This window comes from Paenibacillus hamazuiensis, from assembly GCF_023276405.1.
GTDB lineage: Bacteria > Bacillota > Bacilli > Paenibacillales > NBRC-103111 > Paenibacillus_AF > Paenibacillus_AF hamazuiensis.
Genome location: NZ_JALRMO010000001.1, coordinates 1,741,340 through 1,767,123, shown reverse-complemented (window position 1 = coordinate 1,767,123; position 25,784 = coordinate 1,741,340). Strand labels below are relative to the sequence as shown.

Genomic DNA, 25,784 nt, shown 5'->3' with positions numbered 1-25,784 from the left:
CGCTCAAGCCTAAGATGCCGGAACAAGGACAATGCCGTTGTTCTTCTGTGCTTGGCGACAATAAAACGGAGTGATAAGAGGAACATTCGTTCCGCTATCACTCCGTTTTTTGTTTCCGACGGTATGCAGTTTCTAACCGTCGATTGCAGCCAGCGCCTTGTCGCTGGCGGCGTTCAGCTCGGCCAGCTCCTGCGGCGACAATTCGATGTCGACGGCATCGGCGTTTTCCCGCAAATGCTTCACATTTTGCGTGCCGACGATCGCCGTGGTCAGTCCGTCCTGATGCAGCAGCCAGCTGATCGCCACTTGCGAAACCGTTTTGCCCTTGGCATCGGCAATTTCCTTCAGCTTCAAAATCAGCCCGCGTTCCGCTTCCAGGTGCTCGGGAAGAAACAGCCGGCGCGTTTTGCGAAAATCGTCTTCGGCAAGCTGTTTGCCACCGATGTGAAACGCCCCTGTTAAAATGCCTTTGGCGATCGAGCTGTAGCTCATGACGGCGATGCCGTTTTGCTTGCAGTAAGGCAGCACGTCTTTTTCAATGCCGCGGTGCAGCAGGCTGTATTCCGGCTGGATCATATCGATCTGCGCGTACTTTCCCGCCTCCTCGAGCTGCTCCAGCGAAAAGTTCGATACGGCGATCGCGCGAATGAGCCCCTCCTGCTTCAGCTTGTTGAATTCGGAGAGCGTTTCCGCCACCGGGATCTCGAAGCTCGGCCAATGAATGTAATAAATGTCGATGTAGTCGGTGCGCAGCCTTTTCAGGCTCGCCTCCGCGGATTTCCTTACGTTTTCCGGCGCCAGATTGGCCCGGCTGACTTTGGTGGAGATGATCGCATCCTTACGGATGCCTTCCAGCGCAGCGCCGACGATTTCCTCGGAGTGGCCGTTGCCGTACCCTTCCGCCGTGTCGAACGTCGTAATGCCCATATCGAAGGCGGCACGAAGCGCCTTCATGTTGTTTTCGTCGCTCGTAAATTCCCACGGACCACCGCCCAGCTCCCAGCAGCCGAACGTAATGGCGGAAACCTGGATGCCCGATTTTTGCAGTGTGCGGTATTTCATTATCAGTCTTCCTCTCTTTTAAAGATTTTGGCCCCGCTCTTCGACGCGGCGGATCGCGTCCAGCACCATATCCGCTGTAACCTCAAACGGCATATTCCCCATCGTGCCTTCCGGCGACAAGGCGACTTTGACGACAGCATCCAGCTCTTCCTCGGAAAGCCGGCGGCCGATCCCCATATCGGCGAGTTTGGTCGGCAGCCCGATGTCTTTATAAAATCCGATCAGCTCATCAATCTCTGCGGCCGGACGGTTTTCCAGCATCAATTGAACGAGGATGCCGTAGGCCACCTTCTCCCCATGATAGGCGCGGTGGGAATCGGGCAAAGCCGTCAGGCCGTTATGTACGGCATGCGCCGCCGCCGATCGGCAGTTGTCCTCGCCAAGACCGCCGACAAGACCGCTGAACAGGATGACCGCGTCGATCACAAGCTGCAGAGCTTCGCTCGACCGGCCTGCCTTGGCATCCTCGATGGCTGTCCGGCTGTGCCGAATGAGCGTATCGTAGCACAGTTTCGCCGCCTGCACGCCGCCGATCGTCGGCAGGTTGGCCGGTTTGCCGGCCGAGCAGGCGACCGATTCATACCACTTGGCGATCGTATCCCCGATACCGGCCACCAAATAACGCACAGGCGCCTTCGCAAGCACGTCGGTATCGACCAGCGTCAAGAGCGCGTTGCGGTAAAATACCGGAAAGTCGACGTACACGCCTTCGTCCGTGTACATGACCGATAAATTCGTTACGGGGGCGCACGTCGCTGACAACGTTGGTATTGTAACGAGCGGTTTGCCGATGTCGTTGCTCAGCTTCTTGGCCGTATCGATCACTTTGCCCGCACCTACACCGACGATGAGTTCCGCCTGCGGATCGACAAGCGACTGCAAACGGGCGACTTCGCCGTAGGAGCATTCCCCGCGATAAAACGCAAGCTCGTACGTCACGCCCGATTCCGTCAAGCTTCGGGCGAGTGTTTCCCCGGCGGCCGCCCAAGATTTGGAACCGGTTACAATCAACGCGCGCTTGCCGTATCTCGCCATCCATTCCCCCGCGCTGGCAAGCAAACCGGGCTTATGAATATATGCATTGGGCGTTCCGGCAACAAAATGTACTCCGTTCATGGTTTCTCCTCCCTGCACTGTTGTACCCAGCCTACTCTATTATACTCCTCTTGGCCGCAAATACGAGAGGAAACCTTCGCCGCATGTCAAAAACAATGTTGACACATTTTTCCGTATGCTCCGGCATGATGAAAGCACCGCTGCCGGCGGTCGGCTTCTTATGTGTCGCAGCGGAGCTGGCTCCGCATTGCCAAAGCTGCAAAGACATGATGGAAGTGCCGCCCTTTTTTCGGTATGATCGGATTATAGCACAATCGATTGGCGGACGTATTATCATTTCTTACGGAAAGCTGGTGTTTTCTTATGATTTCTCCGGTATTGCAGCCTTTTCTGCAAGGCTTTGAACGTACGGACAGGCTGGAGCACGATGTTCCCCGCTTCCTTCGGCTTCATGGCTGCCCGAATACGGCGGAACACTGCATCCGTGTCGGCAGGGAAGCGGCAAAGCAGGCGGCGCGTTTCGGGGTCGATCCGCAGCTTGCGCAAGCGGCGGGACTGCTGCACGACATCAGCGCCGTTTTTCCGAACGACCGCCGCGTTGACGCAGCGATTCGGCTTGGGCTGGACGTGCTGCCGGAAGAAGAAACTTTCCCGATGATCGTCCATCAAAAAATATCCGCGGCGATGGCAGCCGAGCTGTTCGGGGTTACAAGCGGGCAGGTGCTCAGCGCTGTCGGCTGCCACACCACTCTAAAGGCTTCGTCGTCGCCTCTCGATATGGTGCTGTTCGTGGCGGATAAAATCGAGTGGGACCAAACCGGTACCCCGCCGTTTTTGGACAAGCTGCTCGGCGGTTTGGACATATCGCTCGCGCACGGCACGTTCTCCTACCTCGAATATATGTGGGAGCGCCGGGACCAGCTGAAGGTCGTTCATCCGTGGCTTGCCGAAGCTTACCGCGAGCTTGCCCGGAAGCTTGGCAGGCCCGCCTCCGACGATACGCGATACGATAGTAAGGATAAGGAGTGAGGACATGGACCATCAAAAATCAATAAAATCGGACATCCATTGACAACGCCGCCGCAACATGGCAGTATGAACTATATTTAAACCGCCGAAAGGAAGATACTATGGAAACCCGGTTTGTCAAACAATCCCGCTGCTACAAAACATCCAGAATATTCCCTACCGACGTCAACAACCACAACACGCTGTTTGGCGGCAAACTGATGGCGTATATCGATGACATCGCCTCCATTTCCGCCTCCAAGCACTGCCGCCGCTCCGTCGTCACGGCGTCGACCGACTCGGTTGACTTCCTGTCCCCGATTCGTCCGACGGATTCGGTATCATTGGAATCGTTTGTGACGTGGACCGGAAAAAGTTCGATGGAAGTTTTTGTAAAAGTCATGACCGAGGATTTGATCAGCGGCGAACGGAAAATCGCGGCAACGTCGTTCCTCACCTTCGTCGCATTGGACGAAAACAAAAAACCGGTGCCCGTTCCCCATGTGGTGCCTGAAACCGAAGAGGAGAAGCGCCTTCATGAAACCGCCGTTCAGCGTGCGGAAATGCGCCGTATTCGCCGGGAGGAAAGCAAGAAATTCGCCGATTACCTAATTACGTCTTTCCCTTGGGAATAAAAGGATCGGCGTGATTTGGCGAAACGCATCGATTTTTGCGCTTGCCCGGGAAATACGGGTGCCGTATTCTTAAGCTTAAGCTCGCCCGCGGGGCATAATAAAGCCGAGGTCCGGCAGACAATCGTCTGTCCGGGCCCCGGCTATTTTATTGCTTAGGAGCATAGGAACTGATGCACCGCTAATTTTTTTGGATAACCGGGGCTCTCCCAAAAGTACCGAAAATAGGCTGCAAAGGTTCACTTTTATATCCAGAGAACCGGCTGGCGAACCGCGATATTCCTGCGCACTTCCGTATCCTGCGGATCCCTCTCCAACGACTCGAACAACCGAATATACTCCGGCCTGCCAAGCCCGATCCCGGCGAACAGCAGCCCGGATATCCGGGCCGGCCAGCCTGCAAAATGCTCGATATCCGGCGGGTAAGGCCAGCTGCTTTTGTCTGTGAGATACGGATACAAATAATCGAAGCCTTTGCGTATGCCGCGCCCGTCCGCCAGCTCGAACGTCCATAAATCGTCGCCCGGCACAGATAACGTATGGCACAGTGTCGCCATGTTGTCGAGCACGAAAATCGAGTAGCCGTAAGGCTTTGTCCGCGCCAGCTCGCGCGGGAAGCTGCCATCCGGCGCCATCTGGCCCGGTAGAAGCACGTGTTTGTACCGGTCGCGGCAAAAAGCCAGCCTCTCCTCGTTCCCGGTAAAGCGCGCGAACACGCTCGCCTGCACGAACCAGCAGACGCTGTGATTATTCGTCGCGTTCATCTCGTCAATGCCGTACGTATGCGTGCACATCCAATGCAAATAATCCGCGAACCAGCGCTTCAGGCCGTTTGTCAGCTCCTCCGTCCATTCGGCTGAGCCTTGCAGCGCATATACCGCCTGCGGCACATCGATCAGATGCAGCGTATCGATCACCCCGATGCCGCGTCCCGAGCAAATGCCCGGAATCGCCTGTGCGTACAGCAGGTGCGGATTCATCCGCGTCTCCTCGTCCAGGAAAAACTCCTTCAGCCAGCGTGCCGCCCGCGCCGCATACTTTTCTTCGCCGGTAACCGCATAGGCCGCCGCCAAATGTGCGACATGCGTGCGCATCTCACGCAGCACGAGCCGATGAGCGTTAAAGTTGTCCGGATTCGACTCCCCATCCCGTTGAACGTACGGAAGACCATCCGGCGTATCCGGATTCGGCCACCAATAGTCGCCGTTGGAATAATAATCGTGCGGACCGCCTTCGCTCATCGCCGCCCGCTCGTCGGTAATGTGCCGGGGCTCCGTCCGCAATGCCTGCTCCGCCTTGCTTATAATCCACGGCCGGTCTCCTTCGATCAGTTTCTTTTTGATCTGCTCCTTCACCTGCTGCGATTGATCCATGAGCCAACACATCCCCGTCTGTTAATAATCCGTTAATGAGCTCTTCAAATCTCCGCTTCGAAAACGATGATTTTTAACGGCGCATCCGAATGGTTTTCCAGGCCGTGGCTCCAGCCCCGCTTGTTCAAAATGACGTCGCCCGCCGTTACCTTGCGGGATTCCCCGTTCACCGTCATCGTCCCTTCCCCTTCGAGGATCGCATACACCTCTTCGTTGTCCCCGTGTTTATGGTAGCCGATGGAGGATTTCGGCGGAATTTCCGTGTAATAAAAAAATTTCAGCTTCGTCTCGAAATCGCCGTCGTCGAACAAACGCACGCTTTTCACGTCCCCGCTGCCCTTGTGGCTCGGCGCTACTTTATATTCGGCCTGCAAAAAGTTTCTCACGATCATCCCGTTCGTTCCCCCTTTTCGAATTCAGATCAAGTTCCCGTCTATTATAGTCCCGGCCCACGACGGTGTCGATGCCCGAAATTCAGCGAGAGTTGCGCAAAATTCAGCTATTTTCGGAATCGCATTCAAGGGGTGCCGCCGAGGGCGATAAGCGGTATAATGATATGGACAATACCCGCGCAGTAGCTGCGGAACAGGAGGCACCAGAAAATGAAACTCGGCATTTTAGCCCATTGTTACGGAAAACTGCCTTTAGAGGAGCTTGCGGCAAAAGTAGGGGCCGGCGGCTTTCAATCCATTCAGCTCGCGATGGCCAAAGCGATATCCGATATCGACTCCGATCTCGGCAAGCTGAGCCCGGGGCTCGCGAACCATATCGCGGAAACGTTCGAACGTCACGGCGTCCGCATTCCGGTGCTCGGCTGCTACATCAACCCGATTAACCCGGACCGCGAAGCAAGAAGGTACGAAATCGACCGGTTCAAGGAGCATTTGAAATATGCCCGCCAGTTCGGCGCGGCCATGGTCGCCACCGAGACCGGAAAGCTCACTACATACAAGGAGCAGGAGCCCGAACGTTACGAGCAAATTGCGTGGAATACGCTGCGGGAGACGGTGGAGGAGCTTGCGGAGGAAGCGGAAAAATGGGGCGTCATTTTCGCCATCGAGCCGGCCACCTCGCTGACGATTCACGATACGGCGGGTATGCTCCGGATGATGGAGGAGGTCCCTTCATCCAGCATCGGCGTCGTCATCGATCCGGTCAATCTGCTGGAGGACTACAACATCGACCGCCGGGACGAAGTAATGACCGAAGCTATCGAAAAGCTGGGACCGCGCACCGTGCTGATTCATGCCAAAGACGTCCTTCTCGGCCCCGACGGCAAAAAACAATACGCGCCTATTGTCGGGCAAGGCATCTTGAACTACCCGCTCTTCGTCAGCCTGCTTAAGAAACATAAACCTCACGTCCATATTTCGCTCGAAGGGCTGAAGGAAGAGAACATCGCCCCGTCGGCCGCCTTCGTCCGGCAGCAGTGGGAAACAACAGGAAGCACGCTTTAGGCGTGCTTCCCCAGCCTGTTGAAAAACCCAACAGGCTACTTTTTCGTTCAATATCTTTAACAAATTACCGCGTTAATATGTTATAATGTAAATATACTCTTAAGGCGGTGGATCCTATGCTTCGCTCTAATCCGAATGTCCAAAATGAATATGAATTGGTGTGTATCGAGGAACTGGTTCATCCAGATCATCCTCTTCGTAAAGTACATAAGCATATCGACTTTTCCTTTATTCTCGACTTAGTCCGTCCTTATTACTGCGAGGATAATGGACGTCCCTCGGCAGATCCCATCATGCTTTTCAAGATGCTATTGATCGGGTATCTTGACGGCATTCGCTCCGAACGACGGTTGGAAAGAGAGGTTTTCTCTAATAATGCTTATCGATGGTTTCTGGGGCTTGGGCTCAAGGATCGCGTGCCGGATCATAGCACCCTTAGCTACTTTCGTGAACGTCTTCAAGAAGGCGATGTACTTCAACAAATCTTCGACCGGGTCGTTCTGCTTGCTATTCAACATCGTCTCGTTGCCGGTCGGGTACTTATCACCGACTCAACTCATCTTAAGGCCAATGCGAATAAACGAAAGTTTGTTCAAGAGGAAGTAACCAAGAGTACGAAGGCCTACATGGAAGAACTGGACGAAGCAATTCGTGCCGATCGCGAGGCTCATGGAAAAAAGCTTTAAAGCCACGAGAGGAGGTGGAAGAAACCAAACTAACGAAGGTAAGCACAACCGATCCGGAGAGCGGTTATATGGTGCGGGACGGTAAGCCGGAAGGCTTTTTCTATCTCGATCATCGGACCGTCGACCACAAATACAACATCATCATGGATGTCCACGTCACTGCCGGCAATGTTCACGATTCTGTCCCTTACATAGAGCGTTTGGAACATATCATCAAGAAGTTTAAATTCGAAAAAACACTGGAAGCCGTCGCACTGGATGCAGGTTACTTCACGTCGCACATTTGCAAAAAGCTTCAAGACAAGAAAATATACGCGGTCATCGGAGGTAGAGCCTTTACCCCAGTTAAAGGATTAATGGCTAAGTGGCGATTTAAGTATGATGCGGAGAACAATGTGTATATATGTCCACAAAAACACGAATTGAAATATACGACAACGGATCGCGAAGGCTACAGACAGTATAAGTCGGATCCGAATCATTGTGCGAACTGCCCCATGCTCAAAGAATGTACCCGGTCCCGGAATCACCAAAAAGTCATCACCAGGCATGTATGGCAGGATAGTAAAGAGTGGGTAAAACAAAACGGTAGAAGCAAGTCCGGCAAATATCTCTACCGCTTACGATACCAGACGATTGAGCGAAGCTTCGCGGATGCCAAAGAGCTCCATGGGCTTCGCTACTGCCGGTTCCGCGGCCGAAACAAAGTGCAGCAGCAAGCATTACTGACTGCACTATGTCAAAACATTAAAAAGATCGCCAATATCCTGGCTAAAAGGGCCGGATAAGAGGCGATCTTCTATTTTTAGGGCTAAATTCAAAAAATGATCCTACAAAAGCCCCGAAAAACCGGGGCTTTGTCAACAATCTGAGGAAGCACGCTTTAGGCGTGCTTCCCCTGCCATTCGTATGATGTTACGCCGGATATTTCTTTACCGCGTCTGACCGTAAATAAAATCGTTATCGATCTCATGACCGTGACCGTCGAACGCGGCTCCGAAAAACGATTTGCCCCCGCAGTATATCGGCTGAGTCTCCCCCGTTCCGTCCAGTTCCGCGGCCAAATGCAGCAAAGCTACCGGCTCGAGCCGGTCGAATTTCGCATAGACGTGACGTTCGCTCGGCATGAAAAAGCCATGATGATACCGCTGCGCGACGATATTTCTGCCGATGCGCTCGGCGAGGTGCAAATACGCTGCGTTCCGCGTGATCCGATGCAGCTCAAGCATGGCAAAAATCCCGTGCGGATCGGCGCATTCAGTGCCGCTGTTCAAATCGGCGCCACTGCCCGTTTGCGACAGACCGGCGCTTTCTGCGCCGCCGCGGGCTGTAGGCGCGCTGCCGATATCGCCCAGGCCGTTTCCGCGGGCGATGGCTCGCGCAATGTCCCACAGCCGCTCGTTGCGGGACAGCCGATAACCCGCCGCAAAAGACCAGAGCAGCAGCAAATCGGCCGCTGCGGCCTTTAGCGTGTCCCCTTGCTTGCCGTAGTAGCCGCTTTTTTCCATCACGAGGCCGGTCAGCCTTGTTCCGTCCGTGAGCATCGGGTGGATCGTATTGTCTGCCGCATCGTAAGCGTATTCACCGTATGCGAGCAAGTCCTGCACGGCCCACTCGCCGAACTCCTTGCCGGCTTCGCCCAATTGATCGGCCAGCGCCATCCGGCATAAGGCGGATTCGCCGATGATCGTGTGGATTTGCCGCACCACCGACAGCGTCGCTTCGATCGGCGAATGTTTTTTCAGCTGCTCCCCGAATTGATCGATCGCCCGGTCGCCGCGAATGCCAGGCAGCACGGAGATGCTGAACTGGTAACCGCCGAGCCCGGTTTGCGGATTTCTCGTCTCCACATAACGCCGGGCAAGCCGTTTCGCCCATTCCAGCGGTTTCGCATCCCCCGTCAGGCGATGCAGCATCGCCGCGGCGTAATACAAATCGCTTCCCGCATTGATGAAGGTGAGTCCTTTGCCGGTGAAAAAAACGTCCTCCGCCGCGTATTCGCGGTCCCACACGGATAAGCCTTCGCGCGGCGGTTTCGGCTGGCCGTGACGATTGAATTCAAGGTTGGCCCAATTGGCGACGTGACCGTCCCAAACCGCTTCCACATACTTGCGGGTTTCTTCCAGGTTCACTTCGGCCATCACATCGTAGCACGGGTAATGGCATTTCAGCTCGTGCTGCGGACCTTTATCCGAAGCGAAGACCGATCGCTTTGTGTTCAAATCTATCGCCATATGCCCGCCCCAGCTGAACATATCGCCGTACCTTGCCTGCCCGAACATATACTCCAACGCTTTGAATGCAGCCTGTTCGTATGCGGACTGCCCGGTAAGCCGGGATAATCCGACGAGCGTGCGCACCCAGTTTTGCTGGTTCGCACCGTTGGACAAAATCCACGTCTCCCCCCCCCGAACGCCAAGAGACGGGATCATGCGTCTGCGCATGCACCCCGTCTGCAAAGAGCGGCGTCGGATAGCTTCCGTATCGGTCGCGGCCGTATTCCAGCACGCGGTCCGCATATTCGCGAACCGTCCGGATGAAAAAGTCGCTGCCTGATCCCTGAACATGTTCCATCTATCAACGCCTGCCTTTTCGATTATTTCACCTGAAGCACGTCTTCGATCTTCACCGGGCGCCCTTCCTTCACCGAACGCCATACCGCTTCGCCGGTGCCGATCGAGTAAGCTCCGTCCTGACTGCCGGACAGAATCGCATATTTCCGCTTCGGATCCGGGCCAAGGAAAATGTCTTCCAGAAGCACCGGATCGCCGCCGCCGTGCCCGCCTTCGCGCATGACGACATGAATGATTTCCTTGGAGCCGAACAGCGGGTAATACTCGATCGTCTGCTGCTCCGGAATCGGGAACGGAATGCGGTTTGGCATATGATATTCCGTCGTCTCGATGCGCCCTTTGGTACCGTTGATCGCCAGCCGGTAGCCTTCGTACGGCAAGGAGAAGTTGACCGAGTAGCTGAGCAGCGCGCCTTGATCATAGCGCACCGTTGCGGTATACGTATCTTCGATGTTGATCTCCGAATCGTAAATGCACATATCCGGGCGGTAACCGGTGTATCCGCCTTTTTCTCCGGTTTGCACCGTGCCGAGATGGTCGTCCTTGACCGCAACGTCCTTGCTGCGCGTCGACCAGCGCGTAAAATATTCGCAATCCTGCTTCACGTCGCAAGTGCCGCAGAACCGTCCGTCTTCCTTCTTCGGATTAAGCTCGCCGTTAGGACCGTAATAATTAAGAGCGCCGAATGCAAACGCCTCGACCGGCTTCTGTCCCGTCCACCAGTTGACGAGGTCGAAATGGTGGGAGCTTTTGTGGATGGAGAGGCCACCGGATATTTCGCGAATGCGGTTCCAACGCTTGAAATAGCTAGCGCCATGATACGTGTCGATATACCAGTTCAGATCGATGGACGTGACGCGGCCGACTTTGCCTTCGAGGATCATCTCTTTGATTCTCGTATGGATCGGCGAGTAGCGGTAGTTGAACGTCACCGTCACCTTGCCTTTACTGCGCGCCTCCGCATCCATAATGCGGCGGCAGTCCGCACCGGTCGTCGCCATCGGCTTCTCGGTCATGACGTCAAGATCGTGTTCCAGCGCCTTGATGATATATCTTGCATGCGTGTCGTCGCGTCCGGTAACGATAATGACATCCGGCTTCGTCTCCTTGACCATTAGGTCGAAATCGCTTTCTCCGTACTCCGGAACGGAAGCGGTTTCCGGAAATTTCGTTTTGCATACCTCGTGCCTGCGCGGATCCACATCGAGCAATCCTACAAGTTCCGCGTGCTGCGAAAAGGTTTTCAGCATCGGTCCGATAAACATGCCGATGGCGCGGTTGCTGACACCGCAAACTGCGTAGCGTTTTTTCATGAGATGGGTTTCCTTTCTTTTAAAAGATATCTACCCCTAAAAGATTTCTACCCCCTAAATCCCCCTGAAAGGGGGACCCCAGGCGCTTGCGCCCTGGACCCGCCCTGGTGGAGAGACTGGGGTGCCTCGGGTCCGCGATTGTCCGGCACGCATTTGCTGCATTTTGCAGCAAATTTTATGCCGGACTCGCTTAACCATTTGTGCGGTGCCTTGGGAGGGGGGGGCGTGCCTCTTGCCTGCGCCGGGCGGCACGGTTTGGCTGCCGCCAAACTTGTGCCTTCGCGCTTAACCCTAGAGCATAACCTTAGCCAGATATACAAATTCTACATCCGACTCGGTACGTTTCGCTCAACTAAAGGCATGTGGTTCGAAACATGTTCACGTTAACATTTCGCTGTCTTGACCTAAATACTTAACTTCATAAACTATAAACCTGATAATTCTTCTATAGCTTACTAGAAGAGCCTTCGCTTTGGCAATGTGCAAAAACGGCGAAATTTTCGAAAATAACAACGTTATTATTGCTTTTTTTCCCTCATTTTTGCTTATTCAGCGCTGTACACATCCATCAACTTTTGAGGCCCTCCTCCTTCAAATTTGCCCGGGGGTTTCCCCGCACAAACAAAAAAGACTCTCACGGCGGTGAAAGTCATTTCGTTTTGCTATGCTGTTCGCGATATTGGCCGGGCGTCACGCCGATCGACTTGCGGAATGTGCGGATAAACCCGGTGGCATTCATATAGCTTAATTTTTCGGCGATTTCGGATATTTTCATGTTCGTCGTTTCCAGCCACGATTTGGCGATGTTCATCCGGTATTCCGTCAAATATTCGCTGAAATTGACGCCGGTTTCTTTTTTGAACACGCGGCTTAAGTACACCGGATGAAAGTTCAGCTCGGAGGCGACCCATTCGAGTGAAATATCCCGGCCGTAATGCTCATGGATCAGCTTCATCATCTGGCTCGCGATGTTCAAGTATTGCTTTTCCGCCTGCTGCTCGAGCAGCCCGATCACCTGAACGAACACGTTATTCGTCAGCCAGCGGCGTATTTCCTCGGGAGAACCCAGTGTCATAAACTGCTCCATCGTCGCGTGATCGCCGATCACCTTTTGCACGGACGAGCCATGATCCTGAATAAGCATAAAAATGCGGGAAATGAGCTGCAGTAAATATACCTGATATTCGTAAAAATTCACATGATGTCCGAGCAGCGCCGACTGATATTCGCCGAAAACGCGTTCGGTTTCGTCCAGGTCGCATATTTTCAAAGCTTGAACGATCTGGTCTTCCAGCAGCTTGAGCCCGGGCACGACGTTTTCGCCGCGCTCCTTGCCTGCCCGAACGTCGTCGTAATGCAAAATGATGTCCGTCCCCAAATTCATCCGGCCCTTGAGCGCCTGAACGCCCTGCTCGTATGCCTGCGCGGTGTCGGAATAATTCGTAAACGGCGAGCCGATGCCGATGCTGACCTTGAGCTGCAAAAACTCGTACACCTTCGCTTTGATCAGCTCCGCGATTTCATGAAAAAACGACCTGGCTATGTCCGGATCGGCACTTTCGCAAGCGACCAGCGTCACCTGGTATTGGTCGAATAATACCGGACTGAACCGCTTGGCCGGAGGAATCAAATCCCCTGCCATATTGTTGATTGCAAACATCAGCAAATCCCGGTCGCTTTCCCGGAATCTCGTTTCCTGCAGCGTATCGATTTGCAGCGTCAGCACGCCAAGCGTCCGCCAATCGGACGGAAACCCGTAATCAACGCATTTTTGCGCAAATTCGGCGGCGTCAATCTGACCCATAAGCAATTTGAGCACCATAAATTCCTTCATATGCCGGAATTGTCCACGCACCTGCTGCTGAAGCTGTTTGCCGCTGCTGGACAGCGAGCGGAGCCGCTCTTCGATAAATGCGAACTCGTCCTTCGCCGGAGCGTTTGCGCCCTGCCCGTCCATATCCCGGCTGAACTCGAACAACCGGCGCACCGGGGAATACATTTTTTGTCCGCCGTAGAGCGCAAGAAGCGCGACAAAGACGACTACGCCGAGGCAGGTATACAGCGTAATCAAGGCGATCCGCCTGGACTCGCCAGTCAACTCCTTCACCGAAACGACCGATAAGTACGTCCAGCGGTTGTAAGGCGATACGATGTAGCTGATGACCGATTTGCTTCCGTCAATCTCCATCGTAAACGAGCCGCTTTGATCCTCTGCGTTTTTCACCTTTTCCACGAGCGAAGGGCTGATCTTACTCTGCAATTCCGACGTTTCTCCGTCTGCGGCAAATTGTTGGTACTTGTCGTCCAGCAAATAATACGAGCCCGAATGCCGTTTTTGCGTAATAAGGTCCAAAATGGCGTCATTGCTTATATCCATCACCAGCAGCGCCCTTGGCGCCCGGCTCCGCGAAAACGGAAACGGCAGCTTGAACACAAGCCTGGATACATAGGCGGGAGGCTTGTCCCCGGATGAATCGACCCCGCCGCTTTTTCCGAAATCGTTTGTCACCCAAAACAAATGTTGCGGCAATAGCCCGTACTTCAAGAAAACGTCGTGATCTTCAAACCGGCTGAACGAGGAAAACCCGCGGTTGCGGATCATCCAGTCTTTTTCAATATTGATCAAATAGACGTCTCGGATGCCGGGGTATATTTGCAAATTGTACATCCCTTTAGACAGATCGTTGATCATCTTAAAATCGTCCGCAGTCAGCGATTCGTTCAAGGATGCGCTTACAAGCGGCGATTTGACAAACTGCGTCGTCGTCAGCTCGATGTTGCGGAGCAGCTGCTCGACCCTCATCTGGGTTTGCAGCAAAATTTGCGAGTTGCCTTCGTTCACCTTCCGCTCGATGTCGCGGGAAGAAATAGAATACGAAATCAGTCCGGTAAAAATAACCGGAAGCATGCCGAGGAGCAAACAAAACGCGAGCAGTCTGAACAAATAGTTGCGTTTCTGCATATGGCCCCCCTCTTCCTGCAAAGAAGCACGGTTCATTTTGGTCGGTTTTGCCGTAGTATTCCATATTTTATCATGCCCCGGCTAACATTCCATGCACCAAAATTAACCGCACCGCCTTGCAAGGAACAAAAGGGAAATGAACCTTTCATAACCTTGGCGTATACCTTTCTTAACCTGCACATTTTAGCGGAGTGCATCTCGGTAAATCCGCCGAGGGTGTCCGCTGCCGCTTACCGGTGCCGCACGCCTTCCGTATATCCGGGATATTTGACAACCGGCCATTTTTCCTTGCGCAGCGCATCCAGAAATTCCGGGCTGACTCGCAAATTATTCTGCACCAGCTCGCGGGGGGTCAGAGCCATCCATTGGTTTAACGAAACGTCGGCGAACCGGTCGCTTTTGAACACCTCCAAATACCAAAGCGTTTGGCTGCCGGTATTTTGAATATAGTGTCCGAAAGCAAAAGGCACATAACCGACATCGCCCGCCCGATAGTCGAACGTAGCCGCGGCGCCGCTGCCGGCAAACACCGTCATGCGCCCTTGACCGGTCAAATAATACTGCCATTCATCGTTGTTCGGATGCCAATGTAGCTCCCTCATCCCACCCGGTTCGATTTCCACCAACGCGGCGGCAACGGTTTTGGATATGGGAAAGTTGGAGGAATCTACAATCCGCACGCTTCCGCCGGGTGTTTTAAACGGTTTTTGCGCCAGCAGGCTGTGCTTGAAGCTGAGCGGAATCGTTCCGTATGGCGATTGAATCCGCTGGCTCTCCAGCGAACCGGGCACTTTGTCCTGAAATATGTACACCTGCTCCCGGGGAATGTCGTTAAAAGCATCCGCAGGGACGCCGAAGTTGGCTGACAGCACCTCTTTCGGGGTATGCGCAAACCAGTCGCTGATCGACAGCGTGTTAAGATCGGAGAAGCTCCCGTCGTCGAAAACGAGCAAAAATTCGCAGCCCTCCTCAAGCCCTTGAATGGAATGAGGAATGCCCGGGGGAAAGTACCAAAGATCGCCGGGACCTACATCGGCGATAAAATTTCGTCCGTCCTGGTCTACCGCCGTTATCCGTGCGCTTCCTAAAATCATATACGACCATTCCGCCTGCTGGTGCCAGTGCAGCTCGCGTACTCCGCCTGGGGTTAGCCGCATATTAACTCCCGCCAACGTCTTCGAGACCGGCAGCTCTCTGACCGTAATCTCCCGTGACCAGCCGCCGTGCTTTAACGTCATTCGGGTATCGGAAAACGAGAATTTGAGGTTGGGAAGCAGCCCCGCATCGGTAGCGGGCGGAACGAGCATATCGGGATTCTCGAGGTCCCGCATGACGTCGCGGGGGCCCGGGTCTGTTGCCCCGGCGCCGTCGTCCCTTATAGGCTGCGGCACGGGAAGCTGCCGGGGCGGCCTGTCGCTCATCGCAGCAACTCCTTCCGTTTATCGGTTTTACTTGAATGTATGTGCGGCAGCTTGGCCGATATGCGATTCTCATCGAAAAGCGGACACAGAACAACAAGCCTCGGCGTATGCTGCCGAGGCTTGTGTCGGATAACGGTTTATCCGACATGTGTGAGCGTTACGTTTTTCAGGTTCATAAGTGCGCCGGAGGGAATCCGCTCCGCCTTCACGGCGAGAATGTAACGCCCCGGCGCGGGAATGTGTACGGAACCGAGATCAAATGTGCGCGGCTCGTAAGGGCCGCCGGTCGGCTCCACAGCGGCGCTCAAGGCGATCACCGGCGCATCCCCGGTGCGGACGGCGGAGAAGTCCGCATCGGCTGCGGACGCAGCGCCCAAGGCGGGGTTGGCGGCAGCCACCACTACCCGGAAGGCGCCCCCCGCCCACGCCGCATCCGCGCTGTAGGCGATTTGCACTTGGTAATCGCCGGCGCTCGCGGCGCGGAATGGCCATGTAACGAAGTCGGCCGGGGCGGACCATCCGGTGACGTAGTCGCGGCCTTTTTTCCCTGTATCGTATCGGATCGCCATTCCGTGCAGATCTCCGTCGAAAGCGGCAAACACGTTGGGGTAGTCGCGTTCATACAGCCTTTTTGCGGAATTCGCTTCGATCGTCTCTTCCGTCTCCACGACGAAAACGGCGGCGATTTCATACTGCTGCGCTAAACCGGCCGGAAGCGTGATTTGCACGTCTTCCTCGTTAAGCCGCTCATGCTTCAGCGGTGTGCGATGCGGGTCGGCCAGCAGGTAAACGGCTTTGACAGCGCTGCGCAGCCCCGGCACGATCAGATTGCCGCTTGTCGGCGCCTCGTAAATGTGCAAATACAGTTTGTTCCCTTTGGCGGTACACCGGCCCCACGGCGGTTTGCCGATCGGGCTTTTCACCGCGCCGTAAATCGCCTCTCCGTTCACTTTCATCCATTCACCGATTTCGCCGAGCAGCTTCAGCGACGTCGGATCGAACTCTCCGGTGCCCGTCGGACCTACGTTGATGAGGAAATTGCCGTTCATGCTGACCGTATCGATGAGCTGCCGCATGACGGTCTGCGCCGATTTCCAATTATGGTCGTTCGCTTTATACCCCCACGAGTCGTTCAGCGTGGCGATCGATTCCCAATCGGAACGCGGCACGCGGACATGGGGCTGGTTGTCGCCGGAGTTGCCGTAATCGCCAAGCGGATCTTTCCAGACGCGGCGGTTGACAAGGCAGTGCGGCTGCTCGTTTTTGACCGCATTTACAAAGCGAATACCTTGCTCTTCCGTCAGTTTATGCCCGCAGTCGAACCAAACGATGCCGATCGGGCCATACTGCGTCAGCAGCTCGCGCACTTGGGGAATCGCATGCCGCTCCAGATACCGCTCGTAGCGGGTCCGCTTGTCCTCGTCGCCGATCCAGGATTCGACCTCATCGTAGGCGCCGATATTGTGCGGATAATCCCACGTATTGCCCTGCGAATCGGGATGGTGCCAATCCATCGAATGGGAATAATACAGGCACAGCCTGATGCCGTGCTTTGCGCAAGCTTCGGCCAGCTCCGCAACCGGGTCGCGCCCGAACGGGGTGCGCTCCACTATATTGAAAGAAGATACTTTCGAATCGTACATGGCGAATCCGTCATGGTGCTTGGCGGTGAACACCAGATACTTCAAGCCGGCGTCTTTCGCCGTCTTGACCCATTCTTCGGCGCTGAAGCGGACGGGATTGAATCGCCCGGCGACTTCTTCGTATTCGCGGACCGGAATTTGCGCGCGCAGCATGATATGCTCGCCGTAAGCTCCCTTTACTTCCTCGCCTTTCCAATATCCCGCAAGCTCCGAATACAGTCCCCAGTGGATAAACAAGCCGACCCGCGCCTCGCGCCACCAGGCCATCATCCGATCATGCCCGGCATCCTTTTGTTCTGCCGGTCCGGCCGCATACCTGTGCGTTTCGTTTTCCGCGTTATCCATCAATATTTCATCGTGATTGGCCATAACCGGCTGTTCCCCCTTATTTTATCCTAGCAAAACCGTCCGGTAGACGATCCCTGAATTAAAATCCGTTTGTTCCGACGGCAACAAAAATTCCGGATTTGCTTTATCGACGATTCCACGTATGGATTCTGTATGAAAAATCATATAGAAGTTTCACTAAGATCGTAAACCAGACGAATTTGTACGAAAAATCATATACATGTAACCCTGGGACGGTAAAAAACGAACAATTTATATGAAAAATCATTTATAAATTTTCTTTTTGCCTCAGTCCCAACATCAACCAAGATTACACTTTAACCGGATCAGTATGATTGCATTATATTTGGCTCATTCAATTTGGAATAGGCCGCAAAGTTCGCTTCACGTTAAGGGAATCCGCTCTCTTGCCGACGCGACGACGTATGAAGTTCCTTCATGGACGGCAAACTCGAAAAGCCCATTCTCTATATGCCGCACCGCGACGGCCGCGCCGCCGCTGCTGACGGCGATCGGCTCAGAGGAGCGAATACGGCACATCCCGCTGCGGCGCGCGCGGAGGACCGCTTCGGCAAGGCGGCCGTCCCGCCAGGCAAGATCGACGTCCAGGGCCCCGCGGGCACGCAGCCCTCGGATGTGCCCGTTCGGCCAAGCCGCGGGCAAAGCCGGCAGGAAGCGCAGCTCGCCGCCGTGCGACTGCAGCAGCATTTCGGCTACGCCGGCGGCACCGCCGAAGTTGCCGTCGATCTGGAACGGCGGATGCTCGTCGAACAAATTCGGATTCGTCGAATGGCGAAGCAAGGCCAGCACGTTGCGGTGAGCTTCTTCGCCGTCGCCGAGCCGCGCCCAGAAGTTGATGATCCACGCGCGACTCCAGCCGGTATGGCCACCGCCGTGCGACAGCCGCCGCTCCAGCGTCGTGCGCGCGGCGCGGGCCAGCTCCGGCGTATGAATCACATCGATCGCCTCGTCCGGATGAAGCGCGAACAGATGGGAAATATGCCGGTGGCCCGGCTCCGCCTCCTCGTATTCCTCGCGCCATTCCAGGAGCTGCCCGTGCCTTCCGATCTTGGGCTCGGGGAAGCGCTCCAAAGCGCGGCGCAGCTCATCCGCAAACGCTTCGTCCTTGCGCAAAACCGCCGAAGCCTCGATGCAGCTGCGGAACAAGGCGCCGATGATCTGCACATCCATCGTCGGCCCCATCGTCAGGTAACCGATGCTGCCGTCCGGCAGCAAATATTTGTTTTCCGGCGACGCGGACGGTCCGGTAACGAGGCAGCCGTCCTTGTCCGTGGTCATGTAGTCGAGGAAAAACAGCGCCGCTTCCTTGAGAACCGGATAAGCGCGGCGGTCCAGAAACTCCTCGGAGCCGCCGTACCGGAAATGCTCCCACAAGTGAAGCGCCAGCCACGCCCCCGCCGTCGGCCAGGTGGCCGCCCTCACGTTCAGTCCGTTCAGCACCGTATCCGCCCACAGATCGGAGTTGTGGTGTGCCACAAAGCCGCGACAGCCGTACATGTCCTTCGCCGTCCGGCGGCCGTTTTCCATAAGACGGTCTATGAAATCGAACAGCGGTCCGCTGCATTCGGCGAGGCTGAGCACTTCCGCCGGCCAATAGTTCATTTGCAAATTGATATTCATCGTATAGTTGCATTCCCACGGCGGCTTGAACTGGTCGTTCCAGATGCCCTGCAAATTGGCGGGCAGTCCGCCGGGCCGGGAGCTGGCGAGCAGCAAGTAACGGCCGTACTGCGTATACAGCGCGACGAGGCCGGGATCGTCCTCGCCCCCTTGCACGCGGGCCAATCGCTCGTCCGTCGGCAGCGCCAACGCTGCCTCAGCGCCGCCGAGCTCAAGCTCCGTGCGTCGAAACTGCGGCTGGTATTCCGCGATGTGATCGCGCCACAGCGCTTCGGCGCCTTTGGCGAGCGCCGCTTCCACTCGTTCGCGGGCGACGCGATCAGGGTCGGCGCTGCGGAACGTCGTTTCCGCCGCCAGCACGAGCGTGACGCGGTCGGCGCGCTCCGCGGCGACGAAGCTGCCGATCGTGCGCACGGTGCCGCCTTCGGCGTGCATGCCGAGGCAGGCGGCGTAACGCACGCCGTCCGGCCCGCACTGGCCGCTCATCACGAGGCGGCCATCTCCGGCATTGACGTCGCCGTCAAACGGGCGGCGGCTCAGATTCGCGCTGAACGACAGGCTGCCCGGCCTGTCTGCGGTAAACTGCAGCACGATCACCTGATCGGCTGCGCTGGCAAACATGTCGCGCCGGTACGCGACATCGCCCATCCGGTACCGCACGCGCACCGCGGCGGTGTCCAGGTCAAGCTCGCGCTCATAGTCGGAATACGCTCCGCCGTGGCGCTCGAACCACAGCTGAAGATCGCCGAGCGGCTGATAAGGCCCGAAAAACTTCGGCACCGGCGTTAGCGCCATCCGCGCCAAATATTGCGCCTCCGCGATCTGCCCCTCCATCAGCATGCGGCGAATTTCCGGCAGATGTGCCGCCGCATCGGGATGCAGCCGGTCCCGCCGCCCCCCGTACCAAACCGAATCTTCATTGAGCTGGATCAGTTCCTCTTCCACTTTGCCGAAAATCATCGCGCCCAGCTTGCCGTTTCCGAGCGGCAACGCTTCCGTCCATTTTTTGGCGGGATTTCGGTACCACAGCCGAAGGTTATTGTTCGTTAATTCCTTCACTTGTTGCGTCACGTTGCTGCATCTCCTTTTTCTCGTCGTCTCAAAATATAGTTAGCTGACCGTTTGCGTCTGCATGTGCCGTTTACGATACTGCGATGGCGAAAGCCCCTTGCGCTGGTGAAACAACCGTGAAAAATACGACATCGTCCAGCCGACCCGGTCGCTGATTTCCGCCACCGTCATATCGGTCGTCTGCAAATATTCCATCGCCTTCAGCAGGCGGACTTCCTGCAAATATTGGATCGGGCTCATGCCCATGCGGTCGTTGAACAGCTTGATCACATAATGCGGATGAAACCCGAAATGCCGGCCGATTCCTTCCAGCGTGAGCTTTTCCGAAAAACGCTCCCGGATATATTCCGCGATCGGAAAAGGCGGTTCGTTCTTGTCTTTGGAAAGTTGGCCATGGCTCGAATGCTGCTCCGGCGCGATGCGCTGTGCAATCGACACGAGAACGGACTTGACGGCGGCATCCAGGCAAAACTTCGTCAGCACCCGTCCTCCTTCCGTCGTTTGCAGATCGAAGCAGCGCTGCAGTTCCGCCATCTCCTTCGGTTGACAGGGTCCCATCGCCGGGAAAAGCGACATCAGCCGCCGGAACGGCTCATCTATGATTTTCAAGGCGGCGTCCATTACCTGCGAGTCGGTGCTAAATAAAAAGCCGTGCGGCCGGTGTCCGCTTAGCAAATAGTAGTAACCGGCCAGAAGCGGATAGTAAATGCCGCCGATCAAAATTTCTCCCCGGCCTTTCTGCACGACGAGCAGCCGAAAATCCGCATCGCCTTCCTGGCCATCCGGCCCGCCCGGATCGGCGAAATCAAGCCGGCCGATGGACAGCACCCGAAGCTGGCTGTCCCTCATGGCGTCCTGCTGGTAAAGCGAGGCATCGAACACCTGCATTAGAAAAAGCCTCCCTTGTGTCGTTTAGGCACCGGCGGACAGCCGGCGCCGCGAGATTGCTCCGGGATAAAGTTAAGGTTTGAAGCGCACGGTGTAACGGACCGACTTCGCAGGGTCCTTTTTATCCCGCGAAATGATCACCGCTTTGCCGTACAAGTGCGAAGCCTGAATGTACTCCATATCGTGGCGCATATCGTGGGCTTCCACCTGCGCAGCGGCATTGGTTCCCGGCGGGAGCTGCACGACGTAATCGAACGTCGACGGCTTGAACCCCTCCATCGCTTTGCCGTTGATTTTGATCCCCTTCAGCAGCGGCAAATCGTCCGCCATTACAGGCACATCGAGCGCCCCGCCGCCCACCGGTGTCCGGGCGATATTTTGCAGCGCCTGCGCGTCCAAACGATCCTGCAGCTGCTGCTTATACAGGCTGCCCGGCTGCACGTGCGCTCCGAGCGATTCCCAGTAAGCGTCTTTCCTCGGGCGCGGATCGTCCGCGTTCGGAAGGAACGGTTTTACCTTCGTGCCGACGTGGCCGATCGCATAGTTTTGCGCCGTTGGCGGCTGCTGGCTTACCAGCTCTCCTTCGGTATTCCAGGTGACGTAGTTAGCACCCGACCAGCCGTGCCCGCTGCCGAGCCAGCCGCGGTCGCGGATCGCGATATCGCTTTTCACATTGTCGTAAAGCCCGCCGACAGACCAGCGGTGATGCGGCTCGCTCGTGTTGAAATCGGTTTTCGATTTGCCTTCGAGGAACACGTTCGGTCCGGGAATGCGGCTGTCGACGACAAACGCATGCCTTGCCGTTTCCACGTAATTGCGCTGTACGAGCGAGAGCTGCCCCGATTGATGAAACGCATAGCGGCGGCCGCCCGTAATGATGCTGACAAAATCGGTCACCGTGCAGTCCTGCACCGTGATCCATTTCGATCCGCGATCCATTTGCACGAGCGCATGCTCCAGATGTTTGCCGGTGACGTCGCGCACCCACGCGTTCTTCACATGGCCAAGCACCGCGAAGCTGACCGCATGGTTTTCGTCTGCGTAATATGGCGTGTCGGTGCTGCCGTTATCCATCGTTTTGCTCGTCACCGAAGGGTCGAACTGCACGTCGACGCGAAGATTTTCCACGCCGACCTGCTCGATGCGGTCCTGGTCGTCATATTTGTACACATCCGCGCCGCCCCAGCGGCGTTCGATCGAATTGGCCAGCGGAGCATCGACGGTGATGAGATTGCCTTCGATTTTCGTAATGACGCGGTCAAAATCGAGATCGAACGGCGCCCATTGCTGCGTCCCTCCCGAACCCGGCCGCTGCACGATCGAATCCATCGACAGCGCATGTATCCACCGGTCGCTGCCGTGACGGCGCACGATAATCGTATCCCCGACCTTGTAGCCGGCCGCATTTTCGACGTGGAACGAGCGGGCCCCCGACGGAACGAACAGATCGGCCACCGCCGTTTTCGTTTCCGGGAGCGTTACGGCCCCCCGGGTACCGCCGATTTGCAAAATATCCCGGCGTGTCGCACCGGTGGCATATAACGTCGTGCCGTCCTCGCCCTGCCCTTCCCCGCGAAGTACGACGCCGCTGGCGTTAATGCGAAGCGATCCGGCTATTTCGTAAGTCCCTTTTTTCATCAGCACGGCACCGCGGAAGCCTTCCACCGACTGGGGCAGCTGCGACACCCGATCGATCGCCGCTTGTATGCGGGCCGTATCGTCGCCCTCGCCGGGCTCCACCACCACTCTCGCCTGCACGTCCGGCAGCCGCACTCCTCCGCCCATGTACCCGCTGTTCGAAAAATCAAGCACACGGTTGCCCTTGAAATCGGGCACATATTCGAGCCTGCCGCCATCGCCGATGAAAGCAACAGCGCTTTGCCCCGTACGGTCCGCGTCCGGATCGCTCACCGTAAAACTGAAGCTGTCGTACACGTCCGGCTTTCCGGGCGATGACAGCTTGAGCCGGATTTCGTAAAGCCCCGGGGCTGTGAGCGGGGATGCTTCGGCAAAAGCGATTTCCTTTTCGGCTCCTGCCGCAAGCGCCGTCTCCGGAATCCGCTGAAGCACTCGGTTTGTTTTGACATGAACGAGCTCCGCGGATAGCGCTGCGTCCGCCGCGGCCTGAGCCGTTATCGTCGGCAGCGGATCGCCAGGATTCAGCAGCGCCGGCAGTCCGATTTCCCTTGTTATCGACGGATGACGAAGCCGGAAATCCGCGACATTCCGCACCGGATCGTAAACGTCGACCCAAACGCTCGTTTCTTTGGCAGTCTGCCCCACCGTCATTTTGCCTGTCAATTTGGTTACCCCTTCCTGTATCGCGCTGATGCCGCCGCTGCCGGTAACCGCCGCTATCGCAGGCTTCGAACTGGACAGCTCGACCGTCGCGTTCGACAAATCGGCATTTCGGCCGTCCGACATCACGCCTTGCAGCGAGATGACCGTCCCGCCCCCTACCCCTATCGTCAAAGTATCGTCAGTCGCCAGCTTCCTCCCGTCGGCTGCCGCAAAGTAGACACTCTCCAGCACGGATTCGGGAGGATTTGCCGTCGTATCGTAAATTTCAAATTCATTCAACTGGAAATTTCGGTCCGGATCGTTCAGCGTTACATCCAGCTTTACATAACGTCCCTGGCGCATCCCCACGTTCCTGCTGTCGATGGCGGGTATCGCACCTTGTTCAGATCCGCTTGCATATATGTCCTGCCAGTTCACGCCGTCTGCGGAAGCTTGGATGGTGTACTTGTCGATGGCGGACGTGCTTGTTCTGAATTGAACGACCGTTTTGTTAAAAGCGAGCGGCATTCCGAGATCGACCGTCAGCCACACGTGATTGTCATCCTTACGGTCGGTTGAAAGCGGTTGCCAATAGGTGCCGGTATTTCCGTCAACAGCATTGGCCGATCGTCCGGATGACGTGTCAGAGCTTTTCGTCACGCTTTTACTCAGCGCCAGGTTCGCGGATTCCGCATAAGCGGTCCCCTCAATCGGCGCCAAATCGGGCACCGGAAGAGCCATCAACAGGGCTGCAAGCGCGCCACAGGTTCGTTTTTTCCATAACGCCTTCATCCATTACACCCTTCCATATTCAATTCGGACAGAACCGTATCTTTATCGTAACGCTTGGGAGCCGGACGGTAATTACGTTTATTTACGCATGCATATGATAATTTACGATGCGTGAAGGATTCGACCCGGCGGTGTATCATGGCAATATTGCATGTCTGAATTCGTTTCTGTACAATGAAAAAAACGATGTTTCGTCTCGTGTCGTGAAGCCCACGCCGCCGGATTCCTGAGAGGAGTCCTGGCGGCTTTTTGCTTGTGCGGGAAATTCCGCCACGATCGTTCGTCGTTACTTTGAACTACTACACGGGGAGGAAAATCGATGCATTTTGAAGCGGATTACGAGGCATTTATGCGATTACATGAAGCGGAACGTTCGGGAGAGAGCTTGAGGCGCCTTCAGGAAGGGCACGATCATGCCGAAAAACTGTTCCTCGAGCAAGTATGGTGGCCTGCCGTAGGGCACTTTGACTATCTGCATCCGGAATGTGAAGTTCGCGATTTTCGGGACGGAACGCGGTTTCTTGATTTTGCGTATATCCGCGGCCCTTTGAAGGCATGCTTCGAAATCGACGGGTACGGCCCGCACAGCCGCGACATCAGCAGATGGCAATTCGCCGACCAGTTGATCCGGCAAAATCATCTTGTGTTGGACGGATGGATGGTCATCCGCTTCGCCTACGACGATATTCGGGAAAAGCCCCGCCGGTGCCAGCAAATCGTTCAACAGCTGCTCGGCAGATGGTTCGGTGAACAAGGCGCGGCCGACCTTGAGCTCAGCTTCAAGGAGAAGGAGATCATACGCCTCGCCGTTCAATGCCATGACTCCGTCACACCCAGAGATGTAAGCTTCCGCCTCGGCATCAGCGTCCGTTATGCCAGGGAACTGCTGCATGTTCTCGCCAAACGGCGAGTACTGCTCCCTGCTTCGGGCACAGAGCGCATCCGCTCGTACCGTTTGAACCCCCACGGGAAAAGGTACTTCCTTTAACTCGGTGATAGTGAAAATAGAGAATCCGATGCGCACCTTTGTGCGGACTTACCGGGTGGGAAACTTCGAGGGTGGACATATGGAGTGAGTCGGGTGCTGCCCAGGATGGGTTGGGTGACGATCGATTTAAGGTGGGTTGGACTGCTCTGGTGTGACTGCTCTGGTGTAATTGTTTTGGCGTGACTGCTCTTGTGTGACTGCTCTTGTGTGACTGCTCTTGTGTGACTGCTCTTGTGTGACTGCTCTTGTGTGACTGCTCTTGTGTGATTGTTTTGGCGTGATTGCTTTGTAGTAATTGCTATGGTGTAACTGCTTCTCTGTCGCTTCTGTCGCTGGTTTGGTTTGCTGTGGCACGATATAAGTGGCGAGCACCAAGAATTAGCGGAACTGTAGTGCGCTATTTGAACTAAATAAAAGGCCATCAACGAAATAGAGGAACTATATTCCTCTATTTCCAGTCAAATTACCACTTTTGTCCGAAAAATGGGATAATAGTGCACCTCAGTTCCTCTATTCCTGGAAAAAGCAGCTTCACCCCTTGGTTAGCGCACCTGAGTTCCGCTATTACCTTGCAAGTCGCTTCAACCCTC

17 protein-coding genes are annotated in these 25,784 nt (G+C 55.7%); 5 read left to right on the top strand and 12 right to left on the bottom strand.

Features of this window, described 5'->3' with window-relative positions; translation table 11 throughout:
• Positions 1 to 132: 132 nt before the first annotated feature.
• Positions 133 to 1,062 carry an aldo/keto reductase gene (locus tag MYS68_RS07495; protein WP_248925235.1) on the bottom strand — a complete coding sequence of 310 codons (930 nt, stop codon included), beginning with the start codon at positions 1,060 to 1,062 and terminating at the stop codon, positions 133 to 135.
• Between the two features lie 18 nt (positions 1,063 to 1,080).
• On the bottom strand, positions 1,081 to 2,178 hold the full coding sequence (locus tag MYS68_RS07490; protein ID WP_248925234.1) for an iron-containing alcohol dehydrogenase family protein: 1,098 nt from the start codon (positions 2,176 to 2,178) through the stop codon (positions 1,081 to 1,083).
• A gap of 303 nt (positions 2,179 to 2,481) precedes the next feature.
• On the opposite strand from MYS68_RS07490, the gene yqeK reads away from it, so the two are divergent.
• Positions 2,482 to 3,147, top strand: a complete 666-nt coding sequence (gene yqeK / locus MYS68_RS07485) for a bis(5'-nucleosyl)-tetraphosphatase (symmetrical) YqeK (protein WP_248925233.1) — start codon at positions 2,482 to 2,484, stop codon at positions 3,145 to 3,147.
• 101 nt (positions 3,148 to 3,248) lie between these two features.
• Positions 3,249 to 3,761 carry an acyl-CoA thioesterase gene (locus tag MYS68_RS07480; RefSeq protein ID WP_248925232.1) on the top strand — a complete coding sequence of 171 codons (513 nt, stop codon included), beginning with the start codon at positions 3,249 to 3,251 and terminating at the stop codon, positions 3,759 to 3,761.
• A 242-nt stretch (positions 3,762 to 4,003) separates the two neighbouring features.
• Here the strand turns inward: MYS68_RS07480 and MYS68_RS07475 are convergent, their stop codons facing one another.
• Entirely contained in the window at positions 4,004 to 5,131 is a 1,128-nt protein-coding gene (locus MYS68_RS07475) for an alginate lyase family protein (RefSeq protein ID WP_248925231.1), read from the bottom strand.
• 44 nt (positions 5,132 to 5,175) lie between these two features.
• On the bottom strand, positions 5,176 to 5,523 hold the full coding sequence (locus MYS68_RS07470) for a cupin domain-containing protein (RefSeq protein WP_248925230.1): 348 nt from the start codon (positions 5,521 to 5,523) through the stop codon (positions 5,176 to 5,178).
• 210 nt (positions 5,524 to 5,733) lie between these two features.
• Between MYS68_RS07470 and MYS68_RS07465 the strand changes: the two genes are divergently transcribed.
• Entirely contained in the window at positions 5,734 to 6,588 is an 855-nt protein-coding gene (locus MYS68_RS07465) for a sugar phosphate isomerase/epimerase family protein (RefSeq protein ID WP_248925229.1), read from the top strand.
• A 116-nt stretch (positions 6,589 to 6,704) separates the two neighbouring features.
• A protein-coding gene (locus MYS68_RS07460; protein ID WP_248924449.1) for an IS1182 family transposase occupies positions 6,705 to 8,062 on the top strand; the annotation gives its coding sequence in 2 pieces (ribosomal slippage) (positions 6,705 to 7,269 and positions 7,269 to 8,062; 1,359 coding nt in all).
• A 144-nt stretch (positions 8,063 to 8,206) separates the two neighbouring features.
• Here the strand turns inward: MYS68_RS07460 and MYS68_RS07455 are convergent.
• The 8 genes from MYS68_RS07455 to MYS68_RS07420 form a co-directional block, all read right to left on the bottom strand.
• Positions 8,207 to 9,718 carry a hypothetical protein gene (locus MYS68_RS07455; protein WP_248925228.1) on the bottom strand — a complete coding sequence of 504 codons (1,512 nt, stop codon included), beginning with the start codon at positions 9,716 to 9,718 and terminating at the stop codon, positions 8,207 to 8,209.
• Positions 9,719 to 9,870: 152 nt separating this feature from the next.
• A complete protein-coding gene (locus MYS68_RS07450; RefSeq protein WP_248925227.1) occupies positions 9,871 to 11,160 on the bottom strand; it encodes a Gfo/Idh/MocA family protein in 1,290 nt (429 codons plus the stop codon).
• 649 nt (positions 11,161 to 11,809) lie between these two features.
• Positions 11,810 to 14,122 carry a helix-turn-helix domain-containing protein gene (locus MYS68_RS07445; RefSeq protein WP_248925226.1) on the bottom strand — a complete coding sequence of 771 codons (2,313 nt, stop codon included), beginning with the start codon at positions 14,120 to 14,122 and terminating at the stop codon, positions 11,810 to 11,812.
• 230 nt (positions 14,123 to 14,352) lie between these two features.
• Entirely contained in the window at positions 14,353 to 15,543 is a 1,191-nt protein-coding gene (locus tag MYS68_RS07440) for an oxalate decarboxylase family bicupin (RefSeq protein ID WP_248925225.1), read from the bottom strand.
• A gap of 137 nt (positions 15,544 to 15,680) precedes the next feature.
• Positions 15,681 to 17,555: an alpha-L-fucosidase gene (locus MYS68_RS07435; RefSeq protein ID WP_248925224.1), complete on the bottom strand. Its 1,875-nt coding sequence runs from the start codon at positions 17,553 to 17,555 to the stop codon at positions 15,681 to 15,683.
• 363 nt (positions 17,556 to 17,918) lie between these two features.
• Positions 17,919 to 20,246, bottom strand: a complete 2,328-nt coding sequence (locus tag MYS68_RS07430; protein WP_248925223.1) for a glycoside hydrolase family 95 protein — start codon at positions 20,244 to 20,246, stop codon at positions 17,919 to 17,921.
• Positions 20,247 to 20,285: 39 nt separating this feature from the next.
• Positions 20,286 to 21,134, bottom strand: coding sequence for a helix-turn-helix transcriptional regulator (locus MYS68_RS07425; RefSeq protein ID WP_248925222.1), 849 nt, complete (start codon positions 21,132 to 21,134; stop codon positions 20,286 to 20,288).
• A gap of 72 nt (positions 21,135 to 21,206) precedes the next feature.
• Positions 21,207 to 24,206, bottom strand: coding sequence for a discoidin domain-containing protein (locus tag MYS68_RS07420; RefSeq protein WP_248925221.1), 3,000 nt, complete (start codon positions 24,204 to 24,206; stop codon positions 21,207 to 21,209).
• A 319-nt stretch (positions 24,207 to 24,525) separates the two neighbouring features.
• On the opposite strand from MYS68_RS07420, the gene MYS68_RS07415 reads away from it, so the two are divergent.
• Complete coding sequence (locus tag MYS68_RS07415; RefSeq protein WP_248925220.1) at positions 24,526 to 25,194, top strand: DNA-binding response regulator; 669 nt, start codon at positions 24,526 to 24,528, stop codon at positions 25,192 to 25,194.
• Positions 25,195 to 25,784 lie beyond the last annotated feature (590 nt).

What these genes read in the sequence shown, in the direction of transcription:
- MYS68_RS07420 (WP_248925221.1), bottom strand. Translation starts at nt 24,206, where the DNA reads ATGAAGGCGTTATGGAAAAAACGAACCTGTGGCGCGCTTGCAGCCCTG.
- MYS68_RS07445 (WP_248925226.1), bottom strand. Translation starts at nt 14,122, where the DNA reads ATGCAGAAACGCAACTATTTGTTCAGACTGCTCGCGTTTTGTTTGCTC.
- MYS68_RS07425 (WP_248925222.1), bottom strand. Translation starts at nt 21,134, where the DNA reads ATGCAGGTGTTCGATGCCTCGCTTTACCAGCAGGACGCCATGAGGGAC.
- MYS68_RS07480 (WP_248925232.1), top strand. Translation starts at nt 3,249, where the DNA reads ATGGAAACCCGGTTTGTCAAACAATCCCGCTGCTACAAAACATCCAGA.
- MYS68_RS07450 (WP_248925227.1), bottom strand. Translation starts at nt 11,160, where the DNA reads ATGAAAAAACGCTACGCAGTTTGCGGTGTCAGCAACCGCGCCATCGGC.
- MYS68_RS07470 (WP_248925230.1), bottom strand. Translation starts at nt 5,523, where the DNA reads ATGATCGTGAGAAACTTTTTGCAGGCCGAATATAAAGTAGCGCCGAGC.
- MYS68_RS07490 (WP_248925234.1), bottom strand. Translation starts at nt 2,178, where the DNA reads ATGAACGGAGTACATTTTGTTGCCGGAACGCCCAATGCATATATTCAT.
- yqeK (WP_248925233.1), top strand. Translation starts at nt 2,482, where the DNA reads ATGATTTCTCCGGTATTGCAGCCTTTTCTGCAAGGCTTTGAACGTACG.
- MYS68_RS07435 (WP_248925224.1), bottom strand. Translation starts at nt 17,555, where the DNA reads ATGGCCAATCACGATGAAATATTGATGGATAACGCGGAAAACGAAACG.
- MYS68_RS07475 (WP_248925231.1), bottom strand. Translation starts at nt 5,131, where the DNA reads ATGGATCAATCGCAGCAGGTGAAGGAGCAGATCAAAAAGAAACTGATC.
- MYS68_RS07440 (WP_248925225.1), bottom strand. Translation starts at nt 15,543, where the DNA reads ATGAGCGACAGGCCGCCCCGGCAGCTTCCCGTGCCGCAGCCTATAAGG.
- MYS68_RS07455 (WP_248925228.1), bottom strand. Translation starts at nt 9,718, where the DNA reads ATGCGCAGACGCATGATCCCGTCTCTTGGCGTTCGGGGGGGGGAGACG.
- MYS68_RS07465 (WP_248925229.1), top strand. Translation starts at nt 5,734, where the DNA reads ATGAAACTCGGCATTTTAGCCCATTGTTACGGAAAACTGCCTTTAGAG.
- MYS68_RS07415 (WP_248925220.1), top strand. Translation starts at nt 24,526, where the DNA reads ATGCATTTTGAAGCGGATTACGAGGCATTTATGCGATTACATGAAGCG.
- MYS68_RS07495 (WP_248925235.1), bottom strand. Translation starts at nt 1,062, where the DNA reads ATGAAATACCGCACACTGCAAAAATCGGGCATCCAGGTTTCCGCCATT.